This window comes from Ruegeria sp. H8, from assembly GCF_056532905.1.
On sequence record NZ_JBQFNY010000004.1, the window covers coordinates 35,917 to 56,489 of the forward strand.

23 protein-coding genes are annotated in these 20,573 nt (G+C 57.1%); 17 read left to right on the forward strand and 6 right to left on the reverse strand.

The genetic code is table 11. The features are described 5' to 3' along the window. Nucleotides 1–7 precede the first annotated feature (7 nt). The 5 genes from ACR0A2_RS11635 to ACR0A2_RS11655 are packed head-to-tail and all read left to right on the forward strand — an operon-like array spanning nt 8 to nt 5,257. Complete coding sequence (locus ACR0A2_RS11635; protein ID WP_480835101.1) at nt 8–727, forward strand: response regulator; 720 nt, start codon at nt 8–10, stop codon at nt 725–727. A gap of 8 nt (nt 728–735) precedes the next feature. Further along, a complete protein-coding gene (locus ACR0A2_RS11640) occupies nt 736–1,893 on the forward strand; it encodes an FIST N-terminal domain-containing protein (RefSeq protein ID WP_171205907.1) in 1,158 nt (385 codons plus the stop codon). Nucleotides 1,894–1,895: 2 nt separating this feature from the next. Beyond that, entirely contained in the window at nt 1,896–4,151 is a 2,256-nt protein-coding gene (locus ACR0A2_RS11645; RefSeq protein WP_171232387.1) for a hybrid sensor histidine kinase/response regulator, read from the forward strand. A 45-nt stretch (nt 4,152–4,196) separates the two neighbouring features. Then, a complete protein-coding gene (locus tag ACR0A2_RS11650) occupies nt 4,197–4,871 on the forward strand; it encodes a hypothetical protein (RefSeq protein WP_171229305.1) in 675 nt (224 codons plus the stop codon). A 32-nt stretch (nt 4,872–4,903) separates the two neighbouring features. After that, entirely contained in the window at nt 4,904–5,257 is a 354-nt protein-coding gene (locus ACR0A2_RS11655) for a hypothetical protein (protein WP_480619247.1), read from the forward strand. Nucleotides 5,258–5,272: 15 nt separating this feature from the next. On the opposite strand, the gene ACR0A2_RS11660 is transcribed toward ACR0A2_RS11655, so the two are convergent. Then, nucleotides 5,273–6,085 (reverse strand): quinoprotein dehydrogenase-associated SoxYZ-like carrier, encoded by an 813-nt coding sequence (locus ACR0A2_RS11660; protein WP_480835102.1) that lies wholly within the window; start codon nt 6,083–6,085, stop codon nt 5,273–5,275. A gap of 122 nt (nt 6,086–6,207) precedes the next feature. Here ACR0A2_RS11660 and ACR0A2_RS11665 point away from each other — a divergent pair, with 122 nt between their 5' ends. After that, nucleotides 6,208–7,239: a quinoprotein relay system zinc metallohydrolase 2 gene (locus ACR0A2_RS11665; protein WP_480835103.1), complete on the forward strand. Its 1,032-nt coding sequence runs from the start codon at nt 6,208–6,210 to the stop codon at nt 7,237–7,239. 5 nt (nt 7,240–7,244) lie between these two features. Here the strand turns inward: ACR0A2_RS11665 and ACR0A2_RS11670 are convergent, their stop codons facing one another. Beyond that, a complete protein-coding gene (locus ACR0A2_RS11670) occupies nt 7,245–8,024 on the reverse strand; it encodes a pentapeptide repeat-containing protein (RefSeq protein WP_480446221.1) in 780 nt (259 codons plus the stop codon). Between the two features lie 29 nt (nt 8,025–8,053). After that, on the reverse strand, nt 8,054–8,668 hold the full coding sequence (locus ACR0A2_RS11675; RefSeq protein WP_480835104.1) for a hypothetical protein: 615 nt from the start codon (nt 8,666–8,668) through the stop codon (nt 8,054–8,056). Between the two features lie 165 nt (nt 8,669–8,833). Here ACR0A2_RS11675 and ACR0A2_RS11680 point away from each other — a divergent pair, with 165 nt between their 5' ends. The 7 genes from ACR0A2_RS11680 to ACR0A2_RS11710 all read left to right on the forward strand — a co-directional run bounded on the left by ACR0A2_RS11680 (nt 8,834) and on the right by ACR0A2_RS11710 (nt 15,080). After that, nucleotides 8,834–9,946 (forward strand): S-(hydroxymethyl)glutathione dehydrogenase/class III alcohol dehydrogenase, encoded by a 1,113-nt coding sequence (locus ACR0A2_RS11680; RefSeq protein WP_171331235.1) that lies wholly within the window; start codon nt 8,834–8,836, stop codon nt 9,944–9,946. A 1-nt stretch (nt 9,947) separates the two neighbouring features. Then, nucleotides 9,948–10,781, forward strand: coding sequence for an S-formylglutathione hydrolase (gene fghA / locus ACR0A2_RS11685; RefSeq protein ID WP_216601148.1), 834 nt, complete (start codon nt 9,948–9,950; stop codon nt 10,779–10,781). A gap of 55 nt (nt 10,782–10,836) precedes the next feature. Further along, a complete protein-coding gene (locus tag ACR0A2_RS11690; protein WP_480835105.1) occupies nt 10,837–11,193 on the forward strand; it encodes a c-type cytochrome in 357 nt (118 codons plus the stop codon). Between the two features lie 134 nt (nt 11,194–11,327). Continuing rightward, nucleotides 11,328–13,130 (forward strand): methanol/ethanol family PQQ-dependent dehydrogenase, encoded by a 1,803-nt coding sequence (locus ACR0A2_RS11695; protein ID WP_171118316.1) that lies wholly within the window; start codon nt 11,328–11,330, stop codon nt 13,128–13,130. 69 nt (nt 13,131–13,199) lie between these two features. Beyond that, nucleotides 13,200–13,703, forward strand: coding sequence for a c-type cytochrome, methanol metabolism-related (locus ACR0A2_RS11700; RefSeq protein ID WP_171118318.1), 504 nt, complete (start codon nt 13,200–13,202; stop codon nt 13,701–13,703). Continuing rightward, entirely contained in the window at nt 13,687–14,529 is an 843-nt protein-coding gene (locus ACR0A2_RS11705) for a substrate-binding domain-containing protein (RefSeq protein WP_371809338.1), read from the forward strand. The genes ACR0A2_RS11700 and ACR0A2_RS11705 overlap by 17 nt, the downstream gene beginning before the upstream one ends. Continuing rightward, nucleotides 14,526–15,080 carry a PQQ-dependent catabolism-associated CXXCW motif protein gene (locus ACR0A2_RS11710; protein WP_480835106.1) on the forward strand — a complete coding sequence of 185 codons (555 nt, stop codon included), beginning with the start codon at nt 14,526–14,528 and terminating at the stop codon, nt 15,078–15,080. The genes ACR0A2_RS11705 and ACR0A2_RS11710 overlap by 4 nt, the downstream gene beginning before the upstream one ends. Before the next feature lies 1 nt (nt 15,081). Here the strand turns inward: ACR0A2_RS11710 and ACR0A2_RS11715 are convergent, their stop codons facing one another. The 3 genes from ACR0A2_RS11715 to ACR0A2_RS11725 are packed head-to-tail and all read right to left on the reverse strand — an operon-like array spanning nt 15,082 to nt 17,367. Beyond that, entirely contained in the window at nt 15,082–15,900 is an 819-nt protein-coding gene (locus tag ACR0A2_RS11715; RefSeq protein WP_480835107.1) for a quinoprotein dehydrogenase-associated SoxYZ-like carrier, read from the reverse strand. Further along, complete coding sequence (locus ACR0A2_RS11720; RefSeq protein WP_480835108.1) at nt 15,897–16,841, reverse strand: beta-propeller fold lactonase family protein; 945 nt, start codon at nt 16,839–16,841, stop codon at nt 15,897–15,899. The genes ACR0A2_RS11715 and ACR0A2_RS11720 overlap by 4 nt, the downstream gene beginning before the upstream one ends. Further along, on the reverse strand, nt 16,828–17,367 hold the full coding sequence (locus tag ACR0A2_RS11725) for an SRPBCC family protein (protein WP_480835109.1): 540 nt from the start codon (nt 17,365–17,367) through the stop codon (nt 16,828–16,830). The genes ACR0A2_RS11720 and ACR0A2_RS11725 overlap by 14 nt, the downstream gene beginning before the upstream one ends. A 355-nt stretch (nt 17,368–17,722) precedes the next feature. Here ACR0A2_RS11725 and ACR0A2_RS11730 point away from each other — a divergent pair, with 355 nt between their 5' ends. Genes ACR0A2_RS11730 through ACR0A2_RS11745 form a run of 4 tightly spaced genes read left to right on the forward strand, consistent with a single transcriptional unit; the run spans nt 17,723 to nt 20,562 of the window. Beyond that, on the forward strand, nt 17,723–18,856 hold the full coding sequence (locus tag ACR0A2_RS11730; protein ID WP_480835457.1) for an ABC transporter substrate-binding protein: 1,134 nt from the start codon (nt 17,723–17,725) through the stop codon (nt 18,854–18,856). 13 nt (nt 18,857–18,869) lie between these two features. Continuing rightward, a complete protein-coding gene (locus ACR0A2_RS11735; RefSeq protein WP_171205913.1) occupies nt 18,870–19,841 on the forward strand; it encodes a YVTN family beta-propeller repeat protein in 972 nt (323 codons plus the stop codon). 19 nt (nt 19,842–19,860) lie between these two features. Continuing rightward, nucleotides 19,861–20,298, forward strand: coding sequence for a cupredoxin domain-containing protein (locus ACR0A2_RS11740; RefSeq protein ID WP_480835110.1), 438 nt, complete (start codon nt 19,861–19,863; stop codon nt 20,296–20,298). Nucleotides 20,299–20,313: 15 nt separating this feature from the next. Next, a complete protein-coding gene (locus ACR0A2_RS11745) occupies nt 20,314–20,562 on the forward strand; it encodes a PepSY domain-containing protein (protein ID WP_480835111.1) in 249 nt (82 codons plus the stop codon). The last annotated feature ends 11 nt before the right edge of the window (nt 20,563–20,573 follow it).

The following is a 20,573-nucleotide window of genomic DNA, read 5'->3' on the forward strand; positions in this document are numbered from 1 at the left end:
AGAAGCAATGCACATTGCGGGATGCCCTAAACCGGTGGACCAGGTGTCCAGCGTGCTTATCGTGGATGATCATCCGCTGTTCAGCGATGCGTTGTCCGCGGCATTGCAGCTGAGCTTCGAGAACTGCCGAATTGAAAAAGCCAACACGCTGAAGCAGACACTTGAAATACTTGGCGCAGGCTTCAAGCCAGATCTGATCATGTTCGATCTGAAATTGCCGGACGTAACGGGTATCTCGGGTTTTCAGCAGCTACGGCAGCGCTGTCCGAATGCGCCGGTTCTGGTGATATCATCCCTGGCATCCGGAGAGCTGGTAAGATCTTTGCTGGACCACGGTGCGATGGGATTTCTGCCGAAAGATACGCCGGCGCAAGCCCTGAAACACGCCATTCAGGAGATCACCTCTGGGCGGAGATACGTACCCACCGAATACAACCGCGTCGAAGAGCTGAAGCCCTCCGAAAGCACCGTCTACCAATCCAGCCCCGAGCTTTCATCACTGACGCCACAGCAGGTCAAAATTCTCAAGCTTATCTGCATGGGCCAATCCAACAAACAGATTGCATATGAGCTGTCGTTGGCCGAGGCGACGGTCAAGGCGCATATCACCGCTTTGCTGCGCCGCCTTGGGGTGCGCAACCGGACCCAGGCCGCTGTTCTGGTCGACTCGGTTATCGCAAGACAGTCGCGACACGAACCGGAGGTCAAATCCTTTCTTCAACACTAGGGGGACACATGCGGGATCTGGAGCATGAACCAAATTTCATTGCGATTGGCCGTTCCGATGATTTGGACCCGACGACCGCCGTTGAAGAAGCCTGCGCGGAAATCGATAGTCTGTCGTCCTGCTTTGTCCTGGCCTTTGTCCCCAGCACTCTTGATCCGGCAGAGGTGTCACGTTGCCTGAACAGAAGACTTGCGGGTGTTCCAGTCTTTGGCTGCACCACCGCAGGTCAAATCACGCGATCGGGTTATGAATCGCATGCGCTTTTGCTGTTGGCCTTTCCAAAGTCCAACTTTCGGTGTTCGTCCATTTTGTTCGAGTCGCTCAGGCCGCTCAATTCAATGGAGATCGCTGCCGCAGCGCAGCGACTTGCCGAAAGATTCCGCCACACGGCGGGGTGGAACAGGCTGGCGCTGGTGTTTACGGATGGATTGTCCAAGCAGGAAGACTTGCTGGTTTCAACGCTGGAAACCGTTCTGGATGGATTGCCGATATTCGGCGGCTCTGCCGGGGATGGCCTTCAATATGAAGAGACGTTCGTTTTTCACGGTGGCAGTGCGCACAACAATGCTGCCGTCCTGTTGCTGATTGAAACCAACCTTGGTTTTCAGGGTATCGGTTTTGATCATTTCCTGCCCATCGGGTCAGAGATCATCATCACCGACGCCAACCCGGAAGAACGCGTGGTGTATGAGATCAACGGGGCGCCGGCAGCGCAGGAATATGCACGATTGGTTGGGTGTGCGGCCGAAGATCTTTCGCCACTGGTATTCGCGGAAAACCCGCTGCTTCTCAGGCAGAACCTCAATTACTATGTGCGTGCCATTCGTGAACCGATGGAGGGGGGATCCCTGTCTTTTCTAGCGGCGATCGATGACGGCCTTATCATGACACTGGGGCGCGGGAAGGAGATCATTGAAACGCTCGAAGCTGGACTGAATGTGCGCGACAACACCGGCGCGGCCCCGGATTTCATTCTTGGATTCGACTGTATTCTGCGGAAACTCGAAATCGAACAGAAGCAGTTGAGCAAACAGGTTTCGGATGTTTTGCAATCCCACCGGGTGGTTGGCTTCAACACCTACGGAGAGCAGCAATCCGGCGTACACATGAACCAGACCTTTGTAGGGGTCGCTTTCTTTGAACCCGAAAAGCGGGAACTGAGCTGACCATGCTTAATCCGGATGACCCGCCAGAGATCCAGATATCCAAACAGGCCAAGATCATTGATGCGCTGATGCGGCGCGCCAACCGTCAGAAAGATGTAGGCCCGTCCGCCTTTCTGGCGTTTCAATCGGCGATAGAGTTGCAGCAGCAGGTGATGAAGCAGAGTCGCGATCTGGAACGCGCGACCACCGAACTTGAAAGCGCCAGATACGAACGCGAACAAACCCGCAAGAGCCTCGTCAAGGCCTTGTCTTCCATGGAAGAAGGGTTTGCGCTGTTCACGGATGGTGAATTGAATCTGTGCAACGAGCTGTTTCAGGCGATCTTCCCTGATATGTCCGATATTGTCGGGCCCGGCCTCAGCCTGGGTCGGTTTTTTCTGTTGGTGCAGAACAGCCCCGAATTCGTATCGTCCGACAATGGCATATCGAAAATGCTGGATACGCTTGAGCGCAATTGCCATACCGGGATGGTGTCCAGCGACGTGATCGAACTGCGTGGGGATCGTTGGTATCAACTCAGCGCACAATACACGTCGCCTCAGAATGTGGTCATTCTGTTGACCGATATCACATCCGTTGTTCGCAGAAACCGTGATGAGAAAGAAACCCTTATTGACCGTCAGGAGGACTACCTTAAGGCGGTTTTCCAAAACATGAGCTCAGGCGTTTGCACGTTTTCATCAGATACGAAGATCATGATGCACAATGCGCGGTTCCGGGAAATACTGAACCTGCCGCTTTCCGTCTTGCAGGCAAATATGCCAGTGCAAACGCTTTTGGATTTGATGCGGGCGCGTGGGTTGATCAAGGCCGATGATGAACTCAGGATCGGCAAATGGCAACACGAGCTGAAAAGCCGTGGCTGGTTGCGCAAACGTGTGCGCGACGGATCAGACCGTGTATTGGACATTCAGGTCAACCAGCTGCCGGATGGTGGTTTTCTGGTCGAACTGAAAGACGTAACGTTTGAGGCACGCGCGACCGAAACCCTGGAAAACCGGGTAATGGAACGCACGGCAGAGTTGACCCATGCCAACGCCAAGCTGGTTCAGGAATACGAAGAAAAAGCGCGGGTGGAAGAGGCGCTGCGGATCGCAAAGGAACGCGCCGAAGCTGCGGTTTCTTCCAAGACGCGATTTCTTGCGGCCGCCAGCCACGACCTGCTTCAACCGATCAATGCCGCGAAACTCATGATCTCGACCCTGCTGGAGATCACGCGTGAAACCGAGCTTCATGAGATGATGGAGCGTTTGGACGGTGCGTTTGGATCTGCTGAACAACTGTTGCACTCATTGCTGGATATATCGCGGCTTGAAACCGCTGACCCGGACACGGTCTCACCGACAGAAGTTAGCCTTGCTACGATGATTGCAGGGATACAGGGCGACCAAACGCTGGTGGCCGAGAGCAAGAATGTGACGCTTGATGTGGTTCCGTGTTCGGAAATCGTGAAATCCGACCCGGTCTATCTGTTGCGCTCGATCCAGAATTTGGTCGTGAATGCCATACAGTATACCGAACCGGGTGGTCGGGTTCTGGTGGGGTGCCGCAGGCGCGGCGACAAGGTCATTTTGCAGGTCTGGGATACGGGCATCGGGATCGCACGCAAAGACCAGGAGCGCGTGTTCGAGGAATTCACGCGGGCCGAAAACGTGCCATTGGGGTCCGGCATGGGGCTGGGTTTGTCCGTCGTGGACCGCGCCTGCCGGCTGTTGGGTCACAAGTTGTCGCTGCGGTCCAAACCTGGCATAGGTTCGGTGTTCAGCATAGAGATGGACAGGGTCGAAACCGGGCCAAGCACCATCGAACCCTTGGATCTTCTGGCCAATACGGGCGACGTGCCGTTGGATTTCATCATTCTGGTGATTGAAAACGACCGTGACGTTCTTTTTGGAACAACGCAGTGGCTGGAACAGAACGGCGCCAGTGTTCTGCCGGCCCGGTCACCGAAAGAAGCGCTGCAATTCATAAAAGACATAGGAATGCCCCCGGATATCATTCTGGCCGACTATCAATTGGATGATGGGGAAACTGGCGTGATGGCCATTCACCGGATCCGAGAGATGACGCAGACTCAAGTTCCGGCGATCCTGATCACGGCTGATCGCAGCGAAGCGTTGCGCAAAGACGGATTGCGGCATGAAATTTCGGTTATGGCGAAACCGGTCAAGCTGCCTCGGCTGCGGTCTTTGATCTTTTGGAAAATACAGAATGCCCTGCACGCGCAAACGCTCAACACCGACAAAAGTCGGCGATGACATGGGGCGATTTGCCCATACTCTCATCCTTGGGAGGGCTAGGTCATGAGAAGGCTTCTTTGCGGCATCGCCGTTTTGTTTCTGAGTTTGAATGCCGTTTCCGCGGCATCGGTTGATGCCGAGCAAGCCTATGATTTGCTGTTCCAAAATGGCGTTTTGGACACAATCGAACGTGACAAGGAGTTGATTTATCAACGTACCGTCACAAACCGGATAAGACCCGATGCGGCGGAACGTGATAGTGGTCTTATCTCTCTCAGTTTTTCGGATGACGGGAACGAGATGGCCCATCTGGAATTTCGCCAAGATGACAAACACCGCGCCATGGGTGTTTTTCCGGCCAGCGTCGGCAATCCGATGATCATGGTTTTCTATGAAAGCGCCATACGGGATATGGCCGAGTCCGCCGGAGGCAGCCCGTTTTACATCCGAAATCGTATCAAGGATGCGCTGGTTCAACCTGCCGAGATCGTCGAGGGCGAGGCGGCGATTGGTGGCAAAACCATCCCCGTTCGGACCATTTTCATGCGTCCTTTCGCCGAGGATCCGAACCGCGACCGGATGCAAGGGTTCGGAGACCTGGTTCTTCGCGTCACGGTGTCCGAAGAGGTCCCGGGCTGGTATCTGAGCCTTGTGGCGGAAGCTGTTTCCGAACGTGACGGCACGGCCGTTTATCGATCGGAAATGCGGTTTGAAGGAATGCAGGAGGGTCGCGAATGAAAACGTCAGGCCAAATTCGGGAACGCAGCCGCATGACCTTTAAAGCGCTGGTCGCGGGCATTCTGGCCGCGCCCTTTGCAGCGTCAGCACAAAGCGTTGCGGATCGGCTCAATGACTACCCGACCGCGGCGCGCGCGGATTACGTGTTTGCATGCATGGTCACCAACGGTCAAACCCGCGAGATGCTGGACAGGTGCTCATGCTCGATCGATTTGATCGCTTCGATCCTGCCGTATGAGCAATATGAACAGGCGGAAACGGTTCTGTCGATGCGTCGGGTCGGGGGAGAGCGTATGGCGTTTTTCAAAAGCGCGGTACTGGCCGAAAACATGGTGGCTGACCTGCGCCGGGCGCAGGCAGAAGCCGAGGTTGTCTGTTTCCGATAAACGCAGGCTCGTCCGTCAGCTGGCCGCAGCTTTGGGAAGGTCTTTTTCGAACGTGTTGCCCTCGGTATCCGTTGCCTTGACCGTCAACATGGTCGAGCCGTTGTCATTGTAGGCAAAACGGAAAGCCGGGTTTTCCGAGATCGAGATGCCGCCATCCATCGTGAACAGCAACTCATCCCCCTGCCAGACTTCGATATGGTCGATGAAATGCGCGGGGATGAACAGTTGCGTGACCTGGTCGCGTTGCAGGCCGGAATAGTTCGGGTGGCGGATCATGATTTGAGCTTCTCGGCGTGATGTTGAAATCTGCGCCTCTTCCCCGAAGCTGCGCAGCTTCATCTTGCCCATGGACGCCAATGCGACCTCTGGGTCTTTGCTGGCCGGTGCCGAACAGCCGCCCGATGCTTTGACAAACCGGCCTGTCATTTGAAGCCCGTCAGGCGTTTCAGCGATCACGCGGACATTCGAATATTGGTTTACGCGAACGCGCATCTCGAAATCCAACTGACCCATGGCCGGTGAAAAGCTGAAGACGCCTGCGATCGGGGCCGGGTTTTCGTCGATCACGACGGTAGCAGCGGAAATCCGGACATCGGGATCAAGCTGTTTCAAAACGATCGGCACCGTTGCGGCATCATGCGCCCGGTAAGGGGCGTCCAGCGCAAGCAGCGTGTCCGCGTTCCCGATCTGGGCGTCGCCCACGACATCGTATTGCAGATCCTTCCAGGTTTCGCCTTCGACCAGCGGGTTTTTGATCGGCTGCTGTGCCCATGTAGGCAGGGACAGCGCAAGAGAAAGGATCGCTGCGGGTGCTAGTGCTTTGGCCATGGTGTCTCCTCCGGCAACCGGTGGCCGAGAATGTGCCACAAAATGCGGGGAAAATACATGCCGACGAAAGGCGCGGTGGTTCGGGCAGAGATCTATGCCAATGTTCCGGTCGGAGGGCTGCCATGTTTGAAGCCGTGATTTTGCTATGCGCGCAGGTTGCGACAGAGCCTTGCAGAGAACGACTTTTGCCGGGTTACGAAGCCCGATCCCAGGCTGAATGCGAGCAGAAGCTGATAACAACTCTTCCGCCGCTGTCGGATTGGCGTAGCGGCGCGCCTTTTTGCCAACCCATTGGCCAGGCTCTGGAATTTGAAGAAGCTGCGCCCGGTCTGTTCGTGCATCGCGGCTTGATAGCGGAACCCGACGCGGACAATCTGGGCGACGTGTCCAATATCGGGTTTGTCATTGGCCAGGACAGTGTCGCCGTGATTGACACGGGAACGGCACCGTGGATAGGCGAGGCTGTCTGGCGGGCCATTCGGGCCGAGACGGACAAGCCGGTCAGTCACGTAATTTTGACTCACATGCATCCCGATCACACATTGGGCACAGAGTCTTTGGCCCTTTCAGGTGCGCAGGTTGTCGGCCATGTGGGGCTGGAGCGAGCGTTGCTGGACCGGTTGGGCAACTATGTCGAAAGCCTGAGCGCCGCGATCGGCGAAAGCGCCTATGTGGGCGTCGGGCCGATTTCCGTCGACATCGCCGTCGAAACCACGCACGAGATTGATCTGGGCGGGCGTAAACTGATCCTGCGGGCCTGGCCCCGGGCACATACCGGGAATGACTTGACCGTAATGGATGCAAACACCGGCGTCATGTTCACCGGCGATCTTGTATTTCACCGGCACACCCCGGCATTGGATGGTCAACTGATCGGCTGGCAACGCGTCTTGAAACAGATGACCGGGCTTGAGGTCACCCAAATCGTGCCGGGCCATGGTGGGCCGATCCTGGCGTGGCCTGAAGGTGCCGAGGATATGATGCGCTATTTGAACGTGCTGGAAAGCGACACGCGCGACGCAATCGACAGTGGCCAGCGGTTGGGGGATGCGGTTGAAACGATCGCTCAGGAAGAAGCGGTGCACTGGGACTTGTTTGACACCTACAACCCGCGCAATGCAACGGTCGCATTCACCGAACTTGAATGGGAATAGCCCGGTCAGCGAATGGCCCGATCCAGGTTTTTCGCTTCGTTCAGATTGGCCTGATCTGCGCCCTGAACATCAGTCAGCCGCGTTGCCGTCAAATCGGCATTCGTAAAATCGGCACCGGACAAAGTGGCCCCTGTCAGGTCAGCCCCGCCCAATGTGGCCATCGACAAATCGGCATTGGTGAAATTGGCGTTGGGCAATTTGGCAAATTCCAGATCGGCGCGGGACATTTGCGCATCAGTGAAATCCACGTCCGATCCACGAGCCGAGGACAGAACTCCGCGCATAAGCCCCATGGATTGGTTGCGCATGTCGGCCGAAAAATCCGCCCCTTTGAATACTGCCCGGTTCAGATTGGCCTTGGTAAAATCGGCGGCTGTTCTGGCGTTTGTGAAATCCGTATCGCTCAGATTCGCCTGGCTGAGCTGAGTCTGGAACAGCTCGGCCCCGACAAGAGATGCGCCTGAAAGGTTGGCGCCGATCATCCAGGATTGGCTGAGAATCGCGCCGTCCAGAGTCGATCCCGACAAATTGGTGCCGTTCAATGATGTCGCTCGCAGGATCGCGTTGCTGAAATCCAACCCGGACAAGTCGAGATTGTTCAGCCAGACCCGGGTGAAATCGGCGGGCGCGTCGGCCGTTGCAGCCGCAAGTCGGGCCACGACATCGGCGCGGGTCATTTGCGCTTGGGTCATTTTGGGCAGGGTCATGTCAACGCCGCTGAGCGGGGACTGGCCCAGGGCCGAGAGGGGCGACAGCGTCAGAAAGATGATCAATACGTGTTTCATGTGTCCGTCCTTCCTCCGCCGGCGCTGCGTCAACCCTGGTCTGAGGTCAATTGTTGCAGCATTTGCGAAATCGCGAACAGGCGCCGCTCGATGATTTGCGGCGTTTCACACAGATAGGTGATCGAGCGTTGACGGTCAGAATAGATCAGCTGATCCCAATCCAATTGCTCTTCCAAGGCGTCAACGCGGTCATAGTCGGGCGGGTCGGAAGACAGGGCTTGGTCCATTTCCACCCTGGCCAGATCAATCTTTTCGGCCAGATCGATCTGCTTCAGCGAAAACTCTCCGATCCCCGCGATGATGTGCTTGCGCCTTTTGGACAAGGTGTCAAAGACGCGCTGGAACACCTGACCCAGAATATCCGGATCCCCGTTGTACCGCGCGGCAAACTCTGCAACCTGGGGCCGAAGGTCTTCCAGTTCGATCCGCCTCAGGGCCAACAGCCCGGCGATTTCGTCGATGTCGGTACTGTTTTCAGCGGTTTCGCCGTCAACAACCTGATGCGGCCACATGAGGCCCAGCGACAGGTCCTCGACCTTGCGCTGAATGCACGGCCATGTTGGATCGGAGAAATCCGCAGCCAAGCCAGGGCCAGCCGCACCCAGACAGGCCAGCGCCAAAACAATCAGCTTGCCGTTTGACATCACAGCTTTCCTCCACGCGGACATCATGCATGAAATGTGCGCGCGAAGTCCATTCAACCCAATACACACCATTGTCTTAATTGTTTGCACGTGGTGCTCGCCCCCATACTTGACCCAAGCTGCCGGACTGCGGTTGATTCCGGTGCCATGGGAGGACAGACGGAGATGAGAACACGCGCGGCGGTTGCTGTGGCGGCAGGCCAACCCCTGGAAATTATGGAGGTTGAGCTGGATGGCCCGAAAGCAGGTGAAGTCCTGATCGAGGTCAAGGCGACCGGTCTATGTCATACGGATGAGTTTACCCGTTCCGGAGATGACCCCGAAGGGATTTTCCCTGCAATTCTGGGCCATGAAGGTGCCGGGGTCGTTCTGGAGGTCGGGGAAGGCGTTACCAGCCTTGCCGTCGGGGATCACGTGATCCCGCTGTACACACCAGAGTGCCGCGAATGCGAATATTGCCTGAACCCCAAGACGAACCTGTGTCAGAAAGTGCGGGCGACTCAGGGTGCCGGTCTGTTGCCGGATGGAACGACGCGGTTCAGCATGTTGGATGGCACACCGATCCACCACTACATGGGCTGTTCGACTTTTGCCAATCACACCGTTGTGCCCGAGATAGCGTTGGCCAAGGTGCGCAAGGATGCGCCGTTTGACAAGATTTGTTACATCGGCTGCGGCGTGACCACCGGCATCGGGGCCGTCATCAACACCGCCAAGGTCGAAATTGGTTCGCGTTGCGTGGTCTTTGGTCTGGGCGGAATCGGCCTGAACGTCATTCAGGGCTGTCGCATGGCGGGCTGTGATCAGATCGTTGGTGTCGACTTGAACGACGGAAAGGCCGAAATGGCGACTCATTTCGGTATGACCGATTTCGTGAACCCCTCGAACGTCAGTAGTGATATCGTGGCGCATCTGGTCGAACTGACCGGCGGCGGTGCGGATTATACCTTTGACGCGACCGGCAATGTCGGCGTGATGCGGACCGCTTTGGAATGCGCACACAAAGGTTGGGGTGAAAGCATCATCATCGGTGTGGCACCCGCTGGCGCCGAGATTTCGACGCGTCCGTTCCAGCTGGTCACCGGCCGGTCATGGCGCGGAACCGCGTTCGGCGGTGCCAAGGGCCGGACGGATGTTCCGAAGATCGTGGATTGGTACATGACCGGGAAGATCGAGATCGACCCCATGATCACGCACAAGCTGACGCTTGATGAAATCAACCACGGCTTTGACCTGATGCACCAGGGTAAATCGATCCGCGCGGTCGTGGAGTACTGACATGGGTTTGAAAGTTATCTCGCAAAACCGCAGTTTCGGAGGGGAGCAGACCGTGTACTCCCACTCGTCCGAGACCTGTGATTGCGAGATGACCTTTGCCGTCTACCTGCCGCCTCAGGCCAAATCCGGCCCGGTGCCGGTGTTGTGGTACTTGTCCGGCCTGACCTGCACCCATGAAAACGCGATGACCAAAGGCGGATTTCAGGAGGCGGCTGCGGACTACGGTGTCGCGGTTGTATTTCCCGATACGTCCCCGCGTGGCGACAATGTTGCCGATGATGACGCCTATGATCTGGGGCAGGGGGCCGGGTTTTACGTGAACGCCACCCGGGACCCGTGGCGGGCCCATTTCAGGATGTATGACTACATCGTCGACGAACTGCGCGACATAGTACTGAAGAATTTCCCCGTTCAGGATCGCCACGGGATCACGGGCCATTCCATGGGTGGACACGGTGCGATTACGATCGCGATACGCAACGCCGACAAATTCGGGTCTCTTTCGGCATTTGCGCCGATTGCGCACCCGACGCGGTCGGATTGGGGCCGTAAGCAGCTCAGCAGCTATCTGGGTGACGACGAAAACACTTGGGTCGCGCATGACGCCACGCTGCTGCTGGAAGAGCACGGCTGGAAAGGTGACCTGCTGATCGATCAGGGCGCGGATGATCAGTTCCTTGATCTGCTCAAACCCGAAGCTCTGGCCAACATGATGGCCAAGCGCCGCCAGCCCGGACAGATCAGAATCCAGGAGGGGTATGACCATTCGTATTTCTTCGTGAACAGTTTTGCGCGCGACCATGTCGAATGGCACGCGGAACGTCTCAGCCAATGAAAATAACAAGGAAAGATTGATAGTGATCAGAACGGTATTCGCAGCAACCTGCCTCATGCTTTCCCCCGCCTTCGCAAGTGCCGATGGCGACCCCGAAGCGGGTGAGAAGGTCTTTCGCAAGTGCAAGGCCTGCCATGCGGTGGGCGAGGGGGCTGAAAACAAGGTGGGGCCGGTGCTGAACGGCATCGTTGGACGTCAGGCCGCAACCGTCGAAGGGTTTGGCTATTCACCGGTGTTGATTTCGCTGTCCGAAGAAGGGCTGGTTTGGACACCCGAAGAACTGGACGCGTTTCTGACGAAACCGCGCGACTATGCGAAGGGGATCAAGATGACCTTCGCCGGGCTGCGAAAAGAGGACGATCGGGCCAACATCATCGCATATCTTGTGACCTTTGAGGACAACGGGTCGTAAGAGATCGCATTGCTCTCCCACCTATGCGACCGGAAAACCGTCGGTCGGGGCGAGCATCAACAGACACCGTAATCCGACCTGGGTGAGGTGTTGCAATGCAGAGAGAGATCGCTGCACGAAAGGGAGGAGATTGAATGAAAAATCTATCGCTTTGGACCTCCGGGATTGCCATTGCACTGGCCACCACGGCCTATGCAAATGACGACCTGGTTGCCCAGATGGAGAACGCAAAACAATGGGCGATCCAGACGGGTGACTACAAAAATCAGCGCTATTCCGAACTGGATCAGATCAACGCAGACAATGTAGGTGATCTGCAAGTGGCCTGGACCTTCTCGACCGGTGTTCTGCGCGGGCACGAGGGTTCACCGCTGGTGATTGGTGACATGATGTATGTCCACACGCCGTTCCCGAACATTGTCTATGCTCTGGATCTGGCAAATGAGGGCAAAATCGTCTGGAAGTATGAGCCCAAGCAGGACCCGGACGTGATTCCGGTCATGTGCTGTGACACGGTGAACCGCGGTGTGGCCTATGCGGATGGCAAGATCTTCCTGCATCAGGCCGACACCAAGGTTGTGGCGCTTGATGCCAAGTCCGGGGATGTCGTCTGGGAAGTCCAGAATGGCGACCCGGCGATTGGTGAAACCAACACAGCCACGGTGTTGCCAATCAAGGACAAGGTCATTGTCGGCATCTCGGGTGGCGAATTCGGTGTGCGCGGGTCAGTTACGGCCTATGACATGAACTCGGGCGAGCAGGTCTGGCGGGCCTATTCCATGGGGCCGGATTCGGACATTCTTGTCGATCCGGAAAAGACCACCCATCTGGGTAAGCCGGTTGGCGCGGACTCGGGTACAAACACCTGGGAAGGCGATCAGTGGAAGATCGGCGGCGGCACCACATGGGGCTGGTATTCTGCGGATCTGGACGAGAACCTGATGTACTACGGCACTGGTAACCCATCGACCTGGAACCCGGCGCAGCGCCCGGGCGACAACCGCTGGTCCATGACCATCATGGCGCGTGACATCGACACCGGTATGGCAAGATGGTTCTACCAGATGACGCCGCATGACGAGTGGGACTATGACGGCATCAATGAAATGATCCTTACGGAGCAGGAAATTGATGGCGAGCAGCGCAAGTTGCTGACCCATTTCGACCGCAACGGTCTGGCTTACACCATGGACCGCGTCACGGGTGAACTGCTGGTGGCCGAAAAATTCGACCCGGTTGTGAACTGGACAACTGGCGTCGACATGGATCCCAACAGCGAAACCTATGGCCGCCCGGCCGTGGTTGCGCAGTATTCGACGGAACAGAACGGCGAGGACGTGAACTCGACCGGTATCTGCCCGGCGGCTTTGGGCACCAAAGACCAGCAGCCGGCGTCGTATGACCCGAACCTTGGTCTGTTCCTCGTGCCAACGAACCACGTTTGCATGGACTACGAGCCGTTCCGTGTCAGCTACACCGCCGGTCAACCCTATGTGGGCGCGACGCTGGCGATGTATCCTGCACCGGATAGCCACGGTGGTATGGGTAACTTCATCGCCTGGGACAACATCAAAGGTGAGATCAAGTGGTCTATACCCGAGCAGTTCTCGGTCTGGTCTGGTTCGCTGACCACCGCAGGAGGCGTTACCTTCTATGGTACACTAGAAGGTTACATCAAGGCGGTGAATACCGAGACAGGTGAAGAACTTTACAAGTTCAAAACACCCTCTGGTATCATCGGCAACGTGATGACGTACGAGCAAGGTGGCAAGCAGTATATCGGCATCCTGTCAGGTGTCGGTGGCTGGGCCGGTATTGGTCTGGCGGCTGGTTTGACCAACCCGAATGACGGTCTGGGCGCAGTGGGTGGCTATGCCGCACTCAGCGACTATACCGCGCTGGGCGGTCAGCTCACCGTGTTCGCATTGCCGAACTAAGCCAAAGATCTGGCCGGCGCGGTTCAATCGAACCGCGCCGGTTTTCACTTGAAAAGAAACGAGCGCTCCATGAACCATTCTGTACGTCTTCTGGCATCAATTCTTGCATTGTGCCTTCCTGTTGCCGCCATTGCTGACAATCTGGCAGTCGCGTATTCCGAAGATGGACGGTATTACACCGAAGACGATATCCCGACATTCAACGTGGCCGAGGATGGAACCGTGGACTGGATGACATTTTCAGGCTTCCGGCGCTATCACGCAGAATGTCATGTCTGTCATGGTCCGGATGGCGAGGGCTCGACCTATGCGCCGGCTCTGAAAAACTCAGCGCTGGAAATGGATTATTACGACTTCGTTGATATCGTCACAAATGGTCGCCAGGTGGTGAACGCCGCTGAAAACTCGGTGATGCCGGGATTTGGCGACAACCCGAATGTGATGTGCTTTCTTGATGATATCTATGTATATCTCAAAGCCCATGGATCGGGCGCGATCCCGCGTGGCCGCCCGCCCAAGAAAGAGGCGAAATCTGACGTGATCCGCGAGGATGAAGATGCGTGTATGGGCTAAGGCCTGCCTGCCGATTTTCGGACTTTGCGTCTGGCTTTGTCAGGCAGTGCCCGTGTCGGCGCAGACGTCTGACCTGGTTTCAAGAACGGCTTTTCGCGTTTGTGCGGATCCAGCCAACTATCCCGTGTCATCCAAGGATGGATCGGGATATGAAAACAAACTGGCCGAATTGATTGCCGAAAAGCTGGAACTGCCCGTGCAATATGTCTGGTTTCCGCAGGCGACGGGCTTCATACGGAACACGCTGGCCGCCAAACGTTGCGATGTGGTGATCGGTTATGCGCAAGGTCATGAGCTGGTGCAGAACACCAACCACTACTACACGTCCGCCTATGCGCTGATCGTGCCGATGGACAGTGATCTGGCCCAGGTGGACAGGCTGAACGATCCCATGCTCAAGGGGAAACGGATCGGGATCGTGGCGGGTACACCGCCCGCGGCTCATATGGCGCGGAACGGGCTGATCGGGCAGGCCAAGCCTTATAACCTCTTCGTTGACCGACGTGTGGAAAGCCCGGCCATCGACATGCTGGATGACCTGCAAACAGGTGAAATCGATGCGGCCATTCTCTGGGGCCCGCTGGGCGGACCACTGGTCAAGGCAGACTATCCTGATTTCAAGGTGATCCCGCTGGTCAAGGAAGAGCTGCCGCCGCGCCTGTTCTATCGCATCACCATGGGCGTACGGCAGGGTGAGAAGGTATGGCAGAGACAGCTGAATTCCCTGATCCGGCGCAACCAGGACGAGATCAATTCGTTATTGGCCGAGGCCGGTGTTCCCCTGGTGAATGATCTGGGGACAGAGGTTCTGGACCTGTCGCAATGATGCGGGCAACGGTAGCAATTGCGTTGATCTCGACTGCCGCACTAGCGCAGACAGTACCCGAACCAAGTGATTATCGCATGGACCACTACCGCGCGCCGGTGCCGGATCAGATAACCGGCGGGACGGTCATCGGCCCGGAAGAGGCGTACGGCCTGTGGCAGGAACAAAGCGTCGCGTTCATCGACGTTTTGCCGCAGCCGCCCAAACCGGCCAATCTGCCCGAAGGCACGATCTGGCGCGACAAGCCGCGCGACAGCATTCCGGGATCACTGTGGTTGCCCAATGTCGGCTACGGCGCAATTGCCGATGTTACGGCAGACTATTTTCGAACCGGCCTAGAAGCCAGCACCAATGGCGATATCAAACACGGTCTCGTGTTCTTTTGTCTGGAAGATTGCTGGATGAGCTGGAACGCCGCCCGACGCGCAATCGAATGGGGATACACCAAAGTCTATTGGTTCCCGGAAGGTACCGACGGCTGGGCTTTGTGGGGCTATCCGCTGGAACGGGTAAAGCCAGCCCCGGGCCAACCCGTTGCCGGAGGCGGTTGATTTAAAAACCCGCCAGTTTTTTGTGTAAATGACTGACCGTGCCGTCCGTGTCCGTCATGGTCACGTCAACTGCTTGCGCCCTGCTTGGAACGGAAATGCCGACCCTTGGATTTTCGGACAGTGAAATCGACCCCGTCATCTGGACATACCCCGCGCCATCAAGATCGATATCCACGGTCTCTACATATCGCATCGGGATGAACAGCAGGGAAATCTGATCCATCTGCATTCCGGAATGCGACGGGTGATCAATGTTCAGATCCATCTTGTTGGCCCGGTCCGCCCCCAGGCTGGACAATCGTGCCCGCGTGTTCAACGCAGGGACGCGGCCCACCAGTTCGGCCTCCATCGTTCCAAGGTTTGCCAACGCCAGTTCCGGATCAGTTCCGGGAGGTGCCGCGCAGGCGCCAAGACCCGAGGTTTTGACAAAAGTTTCCGATACCCAAAGGCGGCCATCCGTGGTTTCGGCGATGACATGCATCGGCGTCGGGCCGTTCACGCGCATGGTCACGTCGAAGTAGAAACTCGGCAATGGTTCTTCCAACTCGAACACGGCAGAAACCGGCATCGGGTTTTCGTCCAGCACCAACGTCACCTTGGCCACTTTCGTCCCCCGAGGGGCCGCAATCTGAGCCGCCAGTTGAGCCCGCGCATCGTCGGGCGTGCGATAGGGGGCATCAATCGCGATGAACGCATCTCCGTTTTGCATCGGTCGGTCGCCATACAACATCGCTCGGACATTTTCCCATGCCTCGTTGGATGCCCAAACCGGAGCCGCCAGCACACAGAACAGGACTGCAATCAGATGAGAAACTTTCATGGTCGTCCTCCTTGCAGGAACCTGCCAAAGGCACGGGGCCCATCACAGGTTTCCATTGTTTCTAACACCGACAGTGCCTGCGGGTCCACGATGCTGACGGTGTTGTCGAACCAGTTTGCGATGACCAGAAGATCTTCGCCCGCCGTCGCATCAATGCCTTCGGGGTATTCTCCAACATCAATCACGCCCTCATGTTCGAGCGTCGCCAGAGATATGACGCTGAGCGTATTGGCATATTGGTTCGTGACGAACGCCCGGCCGTGGGCGAAGGCGATGCCGTAAGGGCGTTCTCCGACCGGGACCGTTGCGAGGACGGAGCCGGTTTCCGCATCGACCACGCTGACATCATTGCTGCCGACATTGCCGACGAACAGACGCCCATCCGGGTCAAAACGCAGCCCGAAGGGGCGTGATCCAACCGGGCTGCGGTGCAGAGGCTGAAGAGTGTCGGAATCGAAAACCGACACCTGGTCCGCGTCCTTGTCGGCCGACGCCAGAAAACGCCCGTCTTTTGATATCGCAATACCCGCCGGGGCGGCTCCGGTGGGCAACTCGGATTGAACTTTCAGAGTTTCACTGTCCAGCACCCACAGTCGGGAGTTGTACCAGTCCGAGACGAAAACCCGCCCGCGATCCTGATCCAGTGCGATTCCAATCGGCCCCCCTTCAAGCGTGACTTGTGCGATCGTTTCACCGGTCTTGGCAGACAGACGCCTGACCATCTTGCTGTCCGGGGATACGGTGAACAGCGTTTCATCCAGACCAACCGCAACACCCGCAGGCTTGCCAGTTAGGGGCCAGCGGGCCGTTTCCTGCATCCGTGCAAGATCCATCCGGCTTAGTTCCTCACCGTTCTGACAGGTGATGAATGCTGTCTGTGCCAGTGTCGGGCAGCCAGAGAGCGCCAAAAACAACATCAGCGGGTTGCTAACTTGCCGCACCGAACCGCTCGGTCAACGCGTCGAGACCCGCCTGATAGACGCCGGTCACGGCGGCAATGGCGGCTTCGTCATTCAACTCGGCCGGAGGATCGTTGTTTGGATACCCGCGATAGAAGGCACCGCGCCATTCGATGACCGAACCACCTCCATCACGCGGTTTTACCGTCAGATGCGACGAGTAGTTGGTGACAGGCAGCACCTCTACCGCGACTTCGGTGATCCGGTAGGAGTAGCTCATTTTCTCTGCGCTGTACTTGTACAGTATTTCATTGATCGTCGGACCGCCTTCCTGGCCAAGTGTCAGCAATCGGGTCGCATCAATCTTATTGCCGCCGTTTCCTTCGGTCGCAAACACAGCCGGATGCCACGACATGTCATCAAAGTTCCCGACAACGGCCCAGACTTCCTCTGGTGAGGCTGCGACCTCGGCAGTCAGCGTGACTTTCTGCCGGGTCGGCCCGTGGGCCCAAACCAGACCCGGAACCAGCAAAGCGGTGGTTGCGGCAAGAAGAAATCGTCGATTCATTCCATGTCCTCCCTGAATGCGCAGAGCGTCGGCCCACGTGGCGTTTCTTCTGTCAGACCGGACGGCCGGGCGCACCTCGCCGGTCACCCGCAACACCCTGTGAAAAATCGGCGGGTGTTGCGGGAAACCGCAGCAAGATCAACCATATACGCGCATTCTTATAAAATAAGAATCGAGCTCAATGATGAAGCTGATAGGCTTTGTTTTACAACACGGCCAAAAGTATCGGTTTCGTTCTTCGGGGCGCTATGCCCCGAATGATTCAACCTGAACTCTGACTTTCAGGCAACGGGAGGACATCTTGAATATTCGCCTGCTGCCGCTGCTTGCGGCGCTTCTTTGGTGTGCATCCGCGATGACCGCGGCGGCGCTGGATGTAAAGGCTGCGGTGCTGCGGATCGACTATCCGTCGCTTCTGCCGATCTCGCGTTATGATCTGAAACCGGACGATCTGGGGTTTGCCGGTGCCGCGCTTGGGGATGAGGATAACGGAACCACGGGCGGATTTCTGGGACATACCTATGAAACGATCACGATGGCCGTTCCGCCGGAAGAAGCTGACGCCGCAATGGACCGGATCCTTGCCGGAGGCGTGCGCCTGATCGTCCTTTTGGCCAAGGCGCCTGACATCTTGCGCCTGACGGACAAGGCGGCAGAGTCCGGGGCGCTTGTTTTCAACGCGTCTGCACCTGATGTCGATCTTCGCGACGCAAACTGCCGGGGCAACCTGCTTCATATCGCGCCGTCCCGCGCCATGAAGGCCGATGCGGTCGCACAGTTTGCCGTCTGGAAGAAATGGGGCGACTGGTTCCTGTTGGCGGGATCCAACCCCGAGGATGTCCAGCTTGCGGACGCGTATCGCCGCGCAGCCAACAAGTTCGGCGCGAAGATTGCAGAAGATCGAACCTTTGCGGATACCGGGGGATCTCGTAGAACGGATTCCGGTCATGTTCTTGTTCAGCGCCAATTGCCATTGGACACGCAGGATGCGCGAGACCATGACGTTGTGATTGCCGCTGACGAAACCGATTATTTCGCGCGCTATCTGTCCTATCACCTTTGGACCCCGCGCCCCGTGATGGGGTCAGGCGGCTTGCGCCCAACGACGTTTCACGGCGCGCATGAGGCATGGGGCGCTACTCAGTTCCAGACCCGTTTCGAGGATCTGACAGGCCGCTATGTACGCCCCGAAGACTACAACACCTGGCTTGCACTGCGCGTGATCGGCGAGGCCGTGACCCGTGCCAGTACGGCAGAGCCCGAAGGTGTTCGGGATTATGCTCTGTCGGACGAGTTCGAACTGGCTGCATTCAAGGGGCAGAAAGTGACATTCCGCGATTGGAACGGGCAGTTGCGTCAGCCGATCCTTCTGTATGACGGGTCGATCACTGTCAGCGTCAGCCCGCAAGAGGGGTTTCTGCACCAGGTCTCACCGCTCGATACGATGGGATTGGATCGGGCGGAATCCAGCTGTCGCGCATTTGAGTAAACAGGAGGTATTGATGAAACGACTGTTGTTGACCGTTGCCTGTGCTGCGCTGACTGCGGGTCCCGTGTTTGCGGGCAAGGCTTTTGTCTCGAACGAGCGGGGCAATACGATTACCGTGGTTGATACCGAAACCTGGGAGGTGATCACCGAATTTCCAGGCGGCAACCGACCGCGCGGGATCACCGTCAGCCCGGATGGCGGCACGCTGTATGTCTGTGCCTCGGATGACAATATCATCCGGGTATTTGATACAGAGACCTATGAGGAACTTCCCAGTTTGCCCTCTGGTCCGGACCCCGAACTTTTCATTCTCGAACCCTCGGGCAAGCGGCTCTATATCGCCAATGAGGACGACAATCTGGTGACGGTCACCGACACTGAAACCCGCACCATTCTGGCCGAGGTTCCGGTCGGCGTCGAGCCCGAGGGCATGGGGATCAGCCCCGACGCCAAGTTCGTGGTCAACACGTCCGAGACCACCAACATGGCGCATTTCATTTCCACCGAGGATTATTCCATCAAGCATAATGTCCTGGTCGACCAGCGCCCGCGCTATGCCCAGTATACAGCGGATGGAAAGCGCCTGTTCGTAACATCGGAAATCGGCGGAACCGTCACTGTCATGGACATTGCAGAAGACGGAACGCCGACTGTTGTCGGCAAGATCAGCTTCGAAGTGGCGGGCGTGCAGCCGGAATGGTTGCAGCCTGTCGGTGCCAAGGTGACATCGGATGGCAAACGCCTGTTCGTTGCTTTGGGGCCCGCAAACCGGGTTGCCGTGGTTGACGCGCAAAGTCTTGAAGTGCTGGACTATATCCTGGTGGGGCAGCGGGTTTGGCAGTTGGATTTCACGCCGGACGAAAAATATCTGCTGACCACGAATGGCAATTCAAACGACATCACCATCATCGATGTCGCCTCTGAAAAGGCGATCAAATCGGTGCAGGTCGGGCAACAGCCCTGGGGCGTGGTGACCATTGACTGACGTTCTGGGAGGGACAGGAATGAAGAAACTATTGATCGCAGCGATGGTCGCGGCGCTGGGCGGGCCGATATCGGCGGCACCTTTGTGCGATGATCTGGGATTTGCCGGGCTTCTGGCGAAATGCAACCGCGGGGAAACCATCAAGCTGACGCTTGCTTCGGGGCAACCGCTGGGTGACGACGTGGTTCTGCAATCCGGCGCGTATTACAAGCTTGAGATCACCGCTGACGGTTCGGCGGAACTGGCCATAGAAGGGCCGTCTTTCTTTCGCGCGATCTGGATGAATGAAATCGTGATCAACAAGATCGAGATCCGTCCGATGGCGGTGGACAGCATCGAATTTGACAAGGCCGGCGTCGCCGAATTGTCCTTTATCGCGATCAAACCCGGCAGTCATGAAATTCGCATCCCCGGTTCCACCGGCGACACGCAACGCATTACGGTGAGTATTCAATAAGGGAGAGATAACGTCATGAAAAGATTTGCAATGTTGACAACCGCCGGGTTTCTGGCGGCCCCGGCTTTCGCCGACGACATTGACGCGGAAACGGTGGCAAAGATCGAGGCCTATCTTGCCTCGGTCGAGTGTCAGATGGACCCGGATGATATCGAGGTTGAAGATGATGGTTATGATCTGGACGATGTCATCTGCAAGGGCGGCAACCAGTTCGATATCAAATTGGACAAAGACTTGAATGAAGTCAGCCGAAAGGCGGAATAGCGAGTAAACGG